At 66.2% G+C, this 12,434-nt stretch carries 11 protein-coding genes; 10 read left to right on the top strand and 1 reads right to left on the bottom strand.

All coding sequences use genetic code 11. The features are described 5' to 3' along the window. Window positions 1–13: 13 nt before the first annotated feature. From C7I84_RS13705 to C7I84_RS13675, 7 genes are read left to right on the top strand one after another with little or no spacing between them, the layout of a single operon-like run. Complete coding sequence (locus C7I84_RS13705; RefSeq protein WP_106772762.1) at window positions 14–1,297, top strand: CpaE/TadZ family protein; 1,284 nt, start codon at window positions 14–16, stop codon at window positions 1,295–1,297. Between the two features lie 28 nt (window positions 1,298–1,325). Then, on the top strand, window positions 1,326–2,813 hold the full coding sequence (locus C7I84_RS13700; protein WP_106772761.1) for a TadA family conjugal transfer-associated ATPase: 1,488 nt from the start codon (window positions 1,326–1,328) through the stop codon (window positions 2,811–2,813). Beyond that, complete coding sequence (locus C7I84_RS13695; RefSeq protein WP_106772879.1) at window positions 2,813–3,826, top strand: type II secretion system F family protein; 1,014 nt, start codon at window positions 2,813–2,815, stop codon at window positions 3,824–3,826. Before C7I84_RS13700 ends, C7I84_RS13695 begins: the two co-directional genes overlap by 1 nt. A gap of 4 nt (window positions 3,827–3,830) precedes the next feature. Then, window positions 3,831–4,847, top strand: coding sequence for a type II secretion system F family protein (locus C7I84_RS13690; protein ID WP_106772760.1), 1,017 nt, complete (start codon window positions 3,831–3,833; stop codon window positions 4,845–4,847). A 59-nt stretch (window positions 4,848–4,906) separates the two neighbouring features. Then, entirely contained in the window at window positions 4,907–6,091 is a 1,185-nt protein-coding gene (locus C7I84_RS13685) for a glycosyltransferase family 2 protein (protein ID WP_106772759.1), read from the top strand. Between the two features lie 2 nt (window positions 6,092–6,093). Continuing rightward, window positions 6,094–7,449, top strand: a complete 1,356-nt coding sequence (locus C7I84_RS13680) for a cytochrome P450 (protein WP_106772758.1) — start codon at window positions 6,094–6,096, stop codon at window positions 7,447–7,449. A 28-nt stretch (window positions 7,450–7,477) separates the two neighbouring features. Further along, window positions 7,478–8,452 carry a class I SAM-dependent methyltransferase gene (locus C7I84_RS13675; RefSeq protein WP_165816070.1) on the top strand — a complete coding sequence of 325 codons (975 nt, stop codon included), beginning with the start codon at window positions 7,478–7,480 and terminating at the stop codon, window positions 8,450–8,452. 119 nt (window positions 8,453–8,571) lie between these two features. Here C7I84_RS13675 and C7I84_RS13670 read toward each other — a convergent pair whose 3' ends face one another. After that, window positions 8,572–9,387 (bottom strand): tetratricopeptide repeat protein, encoded by an 816-nt coding sequence (locus C7I84_RS13670; RefSeq protein ID WP_106772878.1) that lies wholly within the window; start codon window positions 9,385–9,387, stop codon window positions 8,572–8,574. A 331-nt stretch (window positions 9,388–9,718) separates the two neighbouring features. Here C7I84_RS13670 and C7I84_RS13665 point away from each other — a divergent pair, with 331 nt between their 5' ends. The 3 genes from C7I84_RS13665 to C7I84_RS13655 all read left to right on the top strand — a co-directional run bounded on the left by C7I84_RS13665 (window position 9,719) and on the right by C7I84_RS13655 (window position 12,409). Continuing rightward, window positions 9,719–11,089 carry a leucyl aminopeptidase family protein gene (locus tag C7I84_RS13665; RefSeq protein ID WP_106772756.1) on the top strand — a complete coding sequence of 457 codons (1,371 nt, stop codon included), beginning with the start codon at window positions 9,719–9,721 and terminating at the stop codon, window positions 11,087–11,089. A 112-nt stretch (window positions 11,090–11,201) separates the two neighbouring features. Further along, window positions 11,202–11,552, top strand: coding sequence for a MarR family transcriptional regulator (locus tag C7I84_RS13660; protein WP_106772755.1), 351 nt, complete (start codon window positions 11,202–11,204; stop codon window positions 11,550–11,552). Further along, window positions 11,549–12,409: a C40 family peptidase gene (locus tag C7I84_RS13655; RefSeq protein ID WP_106772754.1), complete on the top strand. Its 861-nt coding sequence runs from the start codon at window positions 11,549–11,551 to the stop codon at window positions 12,407–12,409. The genes C7I84_RS13660 and C7I84_RS13655 overlap by 4 nt, the downstream gene beginning before the upstream one ends. The last annotated feature ends 25 nt before the right edge of the window (window positions 12,410–12,434 follow it).

Here is a 12,434-nt window from a genome sequence, read left to right as displayed (position 1 = left end):
GACGGGGCGATCCATGGGCACTCTGGCTTACGACTCAGAGCTCGATCCGGGCAGCGCGATGGAGCGCGACATTTCCGAGCTGCATGCGCTGCGTCCGGTACCGCGCATCTCGATTCAGGCATTCTGCGAGACGGACGGCATCGCCGTGCCGGTCGAGCGGGCGAGCCTGGACCGGCGGATGGCCAAGGCGCATGTCAAGATCCACATGGGCGGCATACCCACCGCCGTCGACTTCTATCAGAGTGCGCCGACGCCCAACCTGATCATCGTCGAGTCGCGCAGCGAGCCCCGTCCGCTGCTGGAAAGCCTCGGCCAGCTCGCCGAATGCTGCGACCCAAGCACCAAGGTGGTGGTGATCGGCCATTACAACGACGTGTCGCTGTACCGCGACCTGATCAAGTCGGGCATCTCGGAGTATATGGTCGCGCCGATTTCGCTCGCCGATATCCTCGGCGTGATCTCCGGAATCTTCGTCGATCCCTCGGCCGAACCGATCGGCCGGTCGATCGCCTTCATCGGTGCGAAGGGCGGTGTCGGCTCCTCCACCATAGCCCACAATGTCGGATGGGCGATGTCGAACCTGTTCAGTTCCGAGGTTGTCGTCGCCGACCTCGATCTGGCCTTCGGCACCGCCAACATCAATTTCGACCAGGACCCGGCTCAAGGCATGGCCGAGGCCGTGTTCTCGCCGGAGCGCATCGACGAGGTCTATCTGGATCGACTGCTCGCCCAGTGCGCCGAACGGCTGTCGCTGCTGGCTGCGCCGTCGACGCTGGATCGGGTCTACGACTTCGAGGCGGATGCCTTCAAGCAGATCATCGAGACGGCGCAGCGCAGCGCGCCGCTGCTCGTGCTCGACGTGCCGCATGTCTGGACCGGCTGGAGCAAGCAGACGCTGATGCAGGCCGACGACGTGGTGATCACCGCCACGCCTGAGCTCGCCAACCTGCGCAACACCAAGAACCTGGTCGACATGCTGAAGAAGACGCGGCCGAACGACGCCCCGCCGAAGCTGATCATCAACCAGGCCGGGGTGCCGAAGCGCTCGGAGATATCGATCAACGATTTCGCCGATCCGCTCGGCGTGGTGCCGGTGGGCGTCATACCCTTCGATCCGCAGCTCTTCGGCAATGCGGCCAACAACGGCCGCATGCTCGGGGAAATGGACGCCAAGCACCCGATCGTCCAGTCTATCCGCGAGATCGCGCATGTGCTGACAGGCCGCAGCGAGATCAAGCCGCGGGCGAAGCCGGGGCTTTCCGGCATCATCGGCAAGCTCAAGCTGAAGAAGAAGTGATCCTCCGCAGCGTAACGGCAGAAAAGTCATGTTCGGTAGAAGAGGCAACGACGACGGGACGAGGACGACGCCCGAGTTCCGCGCTCCCCCTCCGATGCCGATGGCACCGGCGGCCGGCGCGACGGCGACGCTGACGCCGCGTCAGCCCGATGCAGGCCCGGCGGTGCTCGCACCCAGGCGTCCGGAGGTGTCGACGCCTCCCGCTGAACCGCGGCGGGCGCAGCGCGAACGGAGCGAGACCTACTACGACACCAAAAGCCAGGTCTTCTCCGCGCTGATCGATACGATCGACCTGTCGCAGCTTGCCAAGCTCGACCCCGACAGCGCCCGCGAAGAGATCCGCGACATCGTCAACGACATTATCGCGATCAAGAATTTCGTGATGTCGATCTCCGAGCAGGAGGAATTGCTCGAGGACATCTGCAACGATGTGCTTGGCTTCGGCCCCCTGGAGCCGCTGCTCGCCCGCGACGATATCGCCGACATCATGGTGAACGGCGCCAAGAACGTCTACATCGAGGTCAACGGCAAGGTCGAGCAGACCGGCGTCCGCTTCCGCGACAACCAGCAGCTTCTCAACATCTGCCAGCGCATCGTCAGCCAGGTCGGCCGCCGCGTCGACGAATCTTCGCCGATCTGCGATGCCCGCCTGCCCGACGGCTCGCGCGTCAACGTGATCGCGCCGCCGCTGTCGATCGACGGCACTGCGCTGACCATCCGCAAGTTCAAGAAGGACAAGCTCACGCTCGACCAGATCACGAAATTCGGCGCGATCTCTCCCCACGGCGCCGAGATTCTCAAGATCATCGGCCGGGTTCGCTGCAACATCCTCATCTCCGGCGGCACCGGCTCCGGCAAGACGACGCTGCTCAACTGCCTCACCAATTATATCGACCGTGACGAACGCGTCATCACCTGCGAGGACTCCGCCGAGCTGCAGCTTCAGCAGCCGCATGTGGTGCGTCTCGAAACCCGGCCGCCAAATCTCGAGGGCGAGGGCGAGGTCACCATGCGCGACCTGGTCCGCAACTGCCTGCGCATGCGCCCCGAGCGCATCATCGTCGGCGAGGTGCGCGGGCCGGAAGTGTTCGATCTGCTGCAGGCCATGAACACCGGCCATGACGGCTCGATGGGCACCATTCACTCCAATAGCCCGCGCGAATGCCTCAACCGCATGGAATCGATGATCGCCATGGGCGGCTATTCGCTGCCGCAGAGGACCGTGCGCGAGATCATCGTCGGCTCGATCGACGTCATCATCCAGGCGGCGCGCCTGCGCGACGGCTCTCGCCGCATCACCCACATCACCGAGGTGGTCGGCATGGAGGGTGACGTCATCATCACCCAAGATCTGGTGGTCTATAATCTCAAGGGCGAGGATGCCCAGGGACGGCTGATCGGCGAGCATATGTCGACGGGCATCGGACGCCCGCATTTCTGGGAGCGCGCCCGCTATTTCGGCGAGGAGCATCGCCTCGCCACCGCGCTCGAGGCGATGGAAAAGCGGGCGGAATGATGTTCGGTCTGGACTCCACCCTGCTGGTCTTCATCGCGCTCGCCGGCGTCAGCGCCGGGGCCGTCGCCTATGCCTTCCTGTTCAACCGGATCGCCGACGAGAAGCAGGCCGACCGGCGGCTCGACACGATCAAGCGTGCTGAAACCGACCGCTCGGTCGTCAAGGCGTCTCGCGACCGCGCCGCCGAAGCGGCCCGCCGCCGCAAGTCGGTGCAGGATTCGCTCAAGGAGCTCGACGAAAAGCAGAAGGTGCGGGACAACAACATCCGCCGGCCGCCGCTGCGCATCCAGTTGCGGCAGGCCGGCCTCACCGTCTCCATCGAACGTTTCTATCTCTACTCGGCGCTGTGTGGGCTGGCGCTGACGGCGGCCGGCTTCATCGCCGGGCTGCCGCTTTTGCTGCTGCCCGGCCTGCTCATCGTCGGCGCGCTCGGCCTGCCGCGCTGGTTCGTGTCGTTCAAACGGGCGCGCCGCGTCAAGGCCTTCCTCGCCGAGTTCCCGAATGCGCTCGACGTGATCGTGCGCGCGGTCAAGTCAGGGTTGCCGCTCAACGACGGCATCCGGCTGATCGCCAACGAGGCGGCCGAACCGGTCAGAAGCGAATTCCGCCGCATCGTCGAAGCCCAGCAGCTCGGCATGTCCATTCCCGACGCCGTCATGCGGATGCCCGAAAGCATGCCCTGCCCGGAAGCCGGCTTCTTCGGCATCGTGATCCAGATCCAGAATCAGGCCGGCGGCAATCTCTCCGAGGCGCTCGGCAACCTTTCGCGCGTGCTGCGTGACCGCAAGAAGATGAAGGCCAAGGTTCAGGCGCTGTCGATGGAGGCCAAGGCCTCTGCCGCCATCATCGGGGCGCTGCCCTTCATCGTCGCCGGCCTCGTCTACCTGTCCAGCCCGACCTACATCATGCCGCTGTTCGCCACGTCGACCGGCAATCTCATTCTCGGCGTCTCGGCTGTGTGGATGCTGATCGGCATCCTGGTGATGCGGCAGATGATCAATTTCGAGGTCTAGCTGGATGTCCGAACAGACCGTCCGACTCCTGACAGATCCTTCGCTGCTGATCGCACTTCTGGTCGGCATCGCCGTGTTTGCGACGATCTTCACCGTGATGCCGGCCCTCGGCGGCAATCCCCTCCGGGCGCGGATGAAGAGCGTCGCGCTGGAACGGGACGAGTTGCGCGCCAGGCAGCGGGCCCGCCTGGCGGCCGAGGCCGACCGCCGCCGCAAGGGCCTGCGCGAGCAGCAGTCGATCGGCATACGCAATTTCGTCGAAAGGCTCGACCTCAAGCGTGCGCTGGTCGACGAGGCCACGCTGAACAAGCTCAAGGTCGCCGGCTTCCGCGGCCAGAATCCACTCAACCGGTTCCTGTTCTTCCGCTTCGTCCTGCCTTTCGTCTTCTTTGCTGTCGCCCTGTTCTACCTGTTCTTCCTCGGCGCGATGCCGGAGCAGCCGTTCTTCGTAAAAGTGTTCGTGGCAATTGCCGCCGCCTATGCGGGCTTCTATGCGCCTGTGCTTTACGTCACCAACAAGGCGACAAAGCGCAAGCAGTCCATCCAGCGCGCCTGGCCCGATGCCCTGGACCTGATGCTGATCTGCGTGGAGTCGGGCATGTCGGTCGAGGTCGCCATGCGCCGTGTCGCCGACGAGATCGGCACGCAATCGGGTGAACTCGCCGAGGAGCTGATCCTGACCAATGCGGAGCTCTCCTATCTTCCGGAGCGCCGCCAGGCGTTCGAGAACCTGTCGGGCCGCACCGGTCTCGAATCGGTCAAGTCGGTGATGCAGGCGCTCATCCAGGCGGAACGCTATGGCACGCCCGTCGGGCATGCGTTGCGCGTGCTGGCCAGCGAGAGCCGCGACATGCGCATGAACGAAGCGGAGAAGAAGGCAGCCGCGCTGCCGCCCAAGCTCACCGTGCCGATGATCCTGTTCTTTCTGCCCGTGCTGTTCGCCGTCATTCTCGGCCCCGCCGGCATCCAGGTGAGCGAGCGCGGTATCTGGGGCGAAAGTTCGTCCTCCTCGAGCAGGTGACGCCGGCCGCGCGCAGGTTAGCGCTACCGTTCAGCGCCGCCATCGCGTAGAGGGGAGGAATGTGGTCCTGGGTTCTGCCTCTGGCCCTGGTCGGGCTCTGCATAAACCTGCTGTCGCTGGCGAGCGTGATCGTGCGGCTCATGCGCCTGCAGAAGCCGCGCTCCGAGCGCCGTGCAGCCGTCAGCGTCATCCTGCCGATCACCGGCCCGATGCCTGGGCTCGAGACGCTCATCGGCACGCTCAACGCACAGACCCTGCTTCCCGCCCGCCTGATCGTCTCGGTGGAATCGCATGACGATCCTGCCTACGAACGGGTCCGCCAGGCGGCGCCGATGGCGCGCTTTCCCGTTGAGATCGTGGTGGCGGGCGAAGCCCGCGACCAGGCGCAGAAATGCCGCAACCAGCAGGCCGCTCTCGCGCTGATCGACGAGCGCGACCAGGCCATCGTCATGATGGACGGCGACATCGTTCCGCAACGCTGGTGGCTGAGCGCGCTGGTTTCTCCGCTGATGGACGGCAATTTCGATCTGGTGACCGGCCATCGCTGGCAGCAGGTGCGAAAACATCGCCTGGGCGCGCATCTGGTGGCGGCGATCGACCGCGCCGTCACCCTGCTGCCGCGCACCGGCTGGAACTCGACCAGCGTCGTCTGGGGCGGCAGCATCGGCATCTCGCCGGCGGCTGCCGAGCGCATGCAGCTTTCCGTCAGTCTCGATTCGACCCTTTCCGACGATCTTTCACTCGCCGAGCATGCCTCGGCTGCCGGGCTGCGGGTTCTTACGCGCGGCGCACTGCTGATTCCCTCCCCCACGGATCTTGGCCTCGTTGCAGCCTGGCGCTTCGCCGTGCGCCAGTATCGGATCGGCCACATCTACCGCCCTTGGCTCTGGCGCATGGCTCTGGCGACGGTCGCTGTTCGCCTCGCCGCCTGGATCGCGGTGCTCTGGCAGGTCCGCGCGACGGGCGACTACCTGTGGGCGGCGATTGGCCTTGCCGCGCTGGCGGTGCTGAAGCAGGCGCTGGTCGGCGACGTCGCCAGACGGCTCGACATGCCCGACTCCGTCCCGGTCCGGCTGATCCAGCTGCTGCTCGGCCTGCTCCAGCCGCTGGTCGATCTGTTCCATCTCAGCGTGATCGTCGCGGCCGCCTGGACACGGCGGATCAGGTGGGGCCATGTGGTCTACGAGATTTCCGGTCCGTATTCGATCGCGGTCAAGGAGCGACTGCCATTCCCCGCCTCCTGAGCATGCTCTCCTGGTCGCTGGGACGGGTGCCGTTCGCCACCCGGCTGGCCGGCCGGATATTTTCCGACCCGATGCGCTACGCCACGGGAAAGCCGCTCGAGCGGTGGCTCATGCTGATCGATCTGGCCAGCCGCAAGCTCGTCTTCGCCAATGATCCGAAGGTCGTCGAGACGGTGATGCTCGACCGCGCCGGCCAGTTCCCGAAAAGCGCGGTGGTGCATGACCTGCTGAAGCCGTTGATCGGCGGCGGCGTCTTCGGCCAGCCGGGCGGCGCGTCGGTCAAGGAGACACGCCGCATCTTCTCGCGCTCGCTGGCGACGATCCCCGATGAAGAGGTGCGGCGGGTGACGGAGGCGATCACGGCGGACTATCTCGACCGCTGGCTGGCTGCCCCGGGTGGCCAGGTCGCGATCAGCGAGGAACTGTCGCGGCTCACCGTTGATATCGTCTCGCACTGCACGCTCGGCGATCGGTTCGACGCGGACCAGTCGCTTCGTTTCACGCGGCTGTTCTTCGCCTTCCACAGGAAGGCGGCACCGCTGGTGCTGATGCTTGCCGGGCAGGACGAACGGGCACGTGCCCGCGTGATGCGGGACATGGGGATCGAGGAGATCGGCGGGGAGATGCGGGCGCTGATGCGGGAGCGCTTCGTCACGCCCCTGATCAATGGGGACCGGCCGCTCGAGACCGCGCCCTTCGCGCTCGCGCTCGCCGAGGCCGGCCGGCTGGAGCCGGGATTGGCCGGAGAAGAGGCGCTGCTCGACGAGATCGCCGTCATGCTGCTTGCCGGCCACGAGACCACCGCCTCGACGCTGTCCTGGCTCTCCTACGAGCTTGCCGGACGTCCGGAACTGCAGGACGCGACCGCCGCGGCACTCGCAGGCAGGACCGAGGGGGAGGGATTCTGGGGAGCGGCGGACCCGGACTCGATCGCCGACGCGCTGGCGAGAGAGGCTCTCAGGATCTATCCGCCGATCGGTTTCTTCCTGCGCGAGGCGCAGGAGGACATCGTCTTCCGCACCAAGCCGGTGCCGGCCGGCAGCTTCGTGCTGGTGGCGCCCTGGACCTTGCATCGTCACCAAAAACTCTGGTGGCGGCCGGACGACTTTTCTCCGCGCCGCTGGCTGGAGGGCGGCCCCGCGCCGGCGCGTACGAGCTACATGCCGTTCGGCATGGGCGCACGGGGTTGCCCAGGCGCTCGTTTCGCCGATATCGAGATGGCTGCCATCCTGCGTGGACTTCTGGCTCGGGCTCGGTTAACGCTGGTGCCCGGGACCCGGCCGAAGCCGCTCGGCAATCTCACCTCGCGGCCGGACAAGGAAATCATGCTGCGCCTGTCCGAACGGTCAAGGACCTGACGGTCGCCTGCAACCGAGAGGAATGCGAATGGCAGGACCGACGCGCCCCGCCGGCGACGAAAAGGTGTTGCCGCCGTGCCCGATCACCGGCAAGCCGGCTGCGCGCCGCATCCACGGCGTCTCGGCAAGGGTGATCGAGGACATCTGGCGCATCGGCCAGGGTGTCGACGTGAAGCACCTGTTCAAGGGCATCGACCGCGTCACGCTCTACGAATCGCCGACCGGCCTGGTGTTCTTCGAGCCGCGCGTCGTCGGCGACGGCGCCTTCTACCAGACCTACTACGACGAATGGGACGTTCACGAGCGGCTGAACGACGTCGCCGACACGCGTGTCGACTACAAGCGCGCGGCCAGCTTCATCCCGGACGGCGCCGAGGTCGTCGATGTCGGCTGCGGCCCCGGCGTGTTCCGGCGGCATCTCTCGCATGCCCGGTATACCGGGCTCGACCCCTATGCGGGCCCGGACGCCGACGAAGTGGTCATCCGCGAGACGCTCGAAGCCTATGCCGAACAGCGGCCGGAATCCTTCGACGTGGCAACCGCCTTCCACGTCATCGAGCACGTTCCCGATCCGCGCCGGCATGCGGAGCTGATGGTCCGGCTGCTGAAGCCGGGCGGCCTGCTGATCCTCGCAGCGCCGCTGCATCCATCGCCGCTGACCGAAATTCCGAATCTGCCCATCAACATCCCGCCGCACCATGTGACGTGGTGGAATCCGGGAGCCTATCGGGCACTCGCCGCGGAACTCGGGCTGGAGGTCGTGGAGGCGGGTACGCTGCAGCCGTCGCCGCATCAGGGGCTGATCTATTGGCTGCATCGCCTGCTGTTCAAGCGCACCGACAAGGCGCCGCACGAGCGCTACATCGCGCATCGCTGGTCATGGCACGCGGCCATCGCGCTTGCCTATCCGCTCGCCAAGATCGCCAACCGCATCAAGACTTTGCCAAACGGCGCCCGGCCCGTGGATGCGTTTCTGGTGGCGAGGAAGCCGGATAGGCAGTAGGCAGTAGGGTTGGTCCCAGAAAATACCTGCCGAAGCCGACCGCAGGTTGAGTTCCGCTATTCGGCAGTATGATTTTCTACTGCCTACTGCCTACTGCCTACTGCCTACTGCCTACTGCCTCAATTCGACGCAACCTTCTTCTTGTCTTCGGCCTTGATCTGGCTCCAGGAGTTCTGCTGCGCCAGCATCCTGCGCAGGTACTCCATGTTGGCCTGGGCCTGCGCCGGTGCCAGTTCCTGGCCGGCTATGCGCTCGGCCTCTTCGAAGCGGCCCTGCAGGCCGACGACCAGGGCGAGATTCTGACGTACGCGGCTGTCGGAACCGGGCTGCTCCACGGCGTTGCGCAGATAGGTCTCGGCGGTTCGGAGGTCGCCGTCGAGCAGGTAGGACATGCCGAGATTGGACAGCACCGACGGCTCGTTCGGGCGAATGTCCAGCGCCTTGCGGTAGAGTTCGCGCGCCTGCGCCTTCTCGCCGACCTGATCGAGGATCGCACCTTCGGCCGAAAACAGCTTCCAGTCCGGATATTCCGGGGTCTGCGCGCGACGGATGGCGTCGAGCGCCGGTTCAAACTGGCCGGTCCCGGCCAGCGCCTTGCCGTAGGCGGCCAGCACGACGCGATCCTTCGGGTGGTCGATGACGAGCTTGCGCATGACGGCAAGCGCCTGGTCAGCCTGGCCGCGCATCTGCAGCACGGTGGCGTAGCGCAGCCCCACGTCCTTGTTGGTGGTGTCCTTGGCATAGGCGCGGCCGAGCGCCGCCGCCGCGCCGGGAAGCTCGCTGGCCGACATCTGGTCGACGGGCTTGCCCGCGCCCCGCGATATCGAGCCGGTCGTTTCCCGCGATACGCCGCCGCAGCCGGCCACCCCGATCGCGAGGATCATCGCCAGAAGAGGACCTGCCACGCGGCCAAGCGCGGCCCGCGAAGGGGCCATAGGCCTGTCGTTCGAGACTTTGCTGCGCATCGGTCGTGCCCCCCATGGCCCGCGTCTTTCCAGCCAGAAATATTCCGTTAACCCTAATGGAAGGTTAAGGCTCGCCGTCGGTCGAGCGCGCACGGTCAACGTTCCGCGGCGGCCCACACAAAAAGACCCGCAGCCTTTTGGGCTGCGGGGTCACGGGAGGAGGGGCACCGGTCTGGTATCGGCAAAACTTGGCGAGCCTGCAAAGGTTCCACCACCTCCGGTCGCCCGAAGAGTATGGCTTACGGAAATTTAATGCCCAGGCTCGATTGACGGGAGCCGCAACATCGATGAGGGACTGCGCATGCCTGTCGAGCTGATCGAACGTCCGACCGAACATTCTCGTCCAATAATGCTGATCGGTCCCGCCGGCATCCAGGATGCGGGACTGACGCCCGAGGCCATTGCCTGGGCCGAGGCGAATGGATTTTCGGGGCAGTCCGGCCGATTGCTGGTGGTGCCGTCGGCTGATGGGAATGTCGCGGCTGCGCTGTTCGGCATCGGTGACGGCAAGGATGGGACGCTCTCCCTCGGCAAGCTCGCCACGACGCTGCCCGCGGGCGAATGGCATTTTTCCACCGTCCCCTCCGATCCCACGCTGGCGGCGCTGGCGCTGCGGCTGGGCGGCTATGTCTTCACCCGCTACGGCAAGAAGCCGGGCAGGACGGTGCGTTTTGCGCTGCCTGAGGGCGCCGATGCGGATGCAGTCGGGCGCGTCGCCGACGGCGTCTTCCTGGCGCGCGACCTGATCAACACGCCGACCAACGACCTCGGTCCGGACGCGCTGGAGGAGGCGGTTCGCAAGGTCGCCGCCGCCCACAAGGCGAAGATTTCCGTCGTCCTCGGCGATGCGCTGCTCGCCGAAAATTTTCCGATGATCCATGCGGTGGGACGTGCGTCGGCGCAGGCGCCGCGGCTGATCGATCTCGTCTGGGGCCGCAAGGGTGCACCGAAGCTGACGCTGGTCGGCAAGGGTGTCTGCTTCGACACCGGCGGCCTCGACATCAAGCCGGCGAGCGGCATGCTGCTGATGAAGAAGGACATGGGCGGCGCCGCCAATGTGCTCGCGCTCGCTACCATGATCATGGCCGCCAAGCTGGATGTGCGGCTGCGCGTCCTCATCCCGGCGGTCGAAAATGCCATCGCCGGCAACGCCTTCCGGCCGGGCGACGTGCTCCCGAGCCGCAAGGGCATCACGGTCGAGATCGGCAACACCGACGCCGAGGGACGGCTCATCCTTGCCGATGCGCTCTCGCTGGCCGATGAAGAGGCGCCGGACCTCCTGATCGACATGGCGACGCTCACCGGCGCAGCCCGCGTCGCGCTAGGCCCGGACCTGCCGCCCTTCTATACCGACGACGAGAGCCTTGCCGACGGGATCGCGGCCGCGGCGGCGCAGGTGGAAGATCCGGTGTGGCGGATGCCGCTGTGGAAGCCCTACGAAGCGAAACTCGCTTCGAAGATCGCCGACATCAACAACGTCACCACCGACGGTTTCGCCGGCTCCATCACCGCGGCGTTGTTCCTGCAGCGTTTCGTCGAGAAGGCGCGAAGCTGGGCACATTTCGACATTTTCGGCTGGAACCCGTCGGATCGGCCGCAGGGCCCGACCGGCGGCGAGGCCCAGGCGATCCGGGCACTGGAGCGGGTGATCGCCGCGCGCTACGCGAAATAGCTTCCGCTTAGCGGTTCGGCCGCAAGCGGACCCTGTAGTGGCTGCCCGGTGTAGAAGGGGTGCTTGGGTTCACCGTAACGGCTCCGAAACAGTTTGCGACCACAATGGTGGGATGTCTGTTACCCTGCGTCCGACCCAGGCCCTTCGGCTGTGGCAACAGGTTGCCCTCTCCGAGGTCGAGGCCGGCCGGCCGGACCTGTCGATGCGGCAGATGGCGATCCTGCTTACCGTCTATCTCGATCCGCCGCCGCATACGGTGCGCGGCCTGGCGGCACGTCTCGGGGTGACCAAGCCGGTGATCACGCGGGCGCTCGACACGATGGGGGCGATGAAGCTCCTCACCCGCCGGCGCGACGAGACGGACCGCCGCAACGTGCTGGTCGGCCGCACGGTCGAGGGCGCGCTCTATGTCGAGCGCTTCGGCGATGTTATCATCGCAGCCGCCAGGGAGCTTCCGCTTTGACCGCCAGGGACCCGCGCCTGCACGCCTATCGCCCCGACCTTGCCGACGTCAGCCTGAAGGGGCAGGTCGAGGCGGAGCGCTTCGTCGCGGGCCGCCCGGCGCGCATAGCCGCTTCGGTCGCCGACATGCGGGCGGCGCCGCGGCCCGACTCTGGGCTGAACACGCAACTCCTCAAGGGCGCTTCGCTGCATGTGTTCGAGGAAGCCGAAGGTTTTGCCTGGGTCCAGGCGTCGGACGACGGCTATGTCGGCTATGTCGCCGCCGCCGATCTCGGCCAGGCCGATCCGGCGCCGACCCATAAGGTCGCCGTGCCGCGGACCTTCCTCTATCCGGCTCCTGACCTGAAGGTGCCCAGCAGCTGCGTGCTATCGATGGGTGCCGAGATCACCGTCATCGGCCACGCCGAGACCCGCGGCACGCGTTACGCGCTGCTGGTGTCGGGTGAGGCGATCGTCGATGCGCATCTCCGCTCGGTCGATGCATATGCGGACGATTATGTCGCCGTCGCCGAGACGCTGATCCACACGCCTTATCTGTGGGGCGGAGCGTCCGGCTTCGGCATCGACTGTTCGGGGCTGGTGCAGCTTTCCATGCGTATGGCCGGCCGCCATGTGCTGCGCGACTCCGACATGCAGGCGGCCGGCCTCGGCGTGCCGGTCGACCCTGGGTCGGGTTATGCAAACCTGCGGCGCGGCGACCTCGTGTTCTGGAAGGGCCATGTCGCGATCATGACCGACGGCACGTCGCTGATCCACGCCAACGGCCACACCATGACGGTCGCCCGAGAGGGCCTTGAGGAGGCGATCGACCGTATCGGCTATCTCTACGGCGGCCCGACCGGGTTCAGGAGGCCGTGACCTTCATGGGGCCTCGGCGACACCC

This window comes from Kumtagia ephedrae, assembly GCF_003012745.1.
In the GTDB taxonomy this organism is placed as follows: domain Bacteria; phylum Pseudomonadota; class Alphaproteobacteria; order Rhizobiales; family Rhizobiaceae; genus Kumtagia; species Kumtagia ephedrae.
Note: the sequence above shows the minus strand (reverse complement) of the source record. Positions and strands in the feature narration are given on the sequence as shown.

Excerpts from the sequence above, each read along its gene's own strand:
- C7I84_RS13680 (WP_106772758.1), top strand. The coding sequence starts at position 6,094 with ATGCTCTCCTGGTCGCTGGGACGGGTGCCGTTCGCCACCCGGCTGGCC.
- C7I84_RS13690 (WP_106772760.1), top strand. The coding sequence starts at position 3,831 with ATGTCCGAACAGACCGTCCGACTCCTGACAGATCCTTCGCTGCTGATC.
- C7I84_RS13695 (WP_106772879.1), top strand. The coding sequence starts at position 2,813 with ATGTTCGGTCTGGACTCCACCCTGCTGGTCTTCATCGCGCTCGCCGGC.
- C7I84_RS13705 (WP_106772762.1), top strand. The coding sequence starts at position 14 with ATGGGCACTCTGGCTTACGACTCAGAGCTCGATCCGGGCAGCGCGATG.
- C7I84_RS13700 (WP_106772761.1), top strand. The coding sequence starts at position 1,326 with ATGTTCGGTAGAAGAGGCAACGACGACGGGACGAGGACGACGCCCGAG.
- C7I84_RS13685 (WP_106772759.1), top strand. The coding sequence starts at position 4,907 with ATGTGGTCCTGGGTTCTGCCTCTGGCCCTGGTCGGGCTCTGCATAAAC.
- C7I84_RS13660 (WP_106772755.1), top strand. The coding sequence starts at position 11,202 with ATGTCTGTTACCCTGCGTCCGACCCAGGCCCTTCGGCTGTGGCAACAG.
- C7I84_RS13665 (WP_106772756.1), top strand. The coding sequence starts at position 9,719 with ATGCCTGTCGAGCTGATCGAACGTCCGACCGAACATTCTCGTCCAATA.
- C7I84_RS13675 (WP_165816070.1), top strand. The coding sequence starts at position 7,478 with ATGGCAGGACCGACGCGCCCCGCCGGCGACGAAAAGGTGTTGCCGCCG.
- C7I84_RS13670 (WP_106772878.1), bottom strand. The coding sequence starts at position 9,387 with ATGGCCCCTTCGCGGGCCGCGCTTGGCCGCGTGGCAGGTCCTCTTCTG.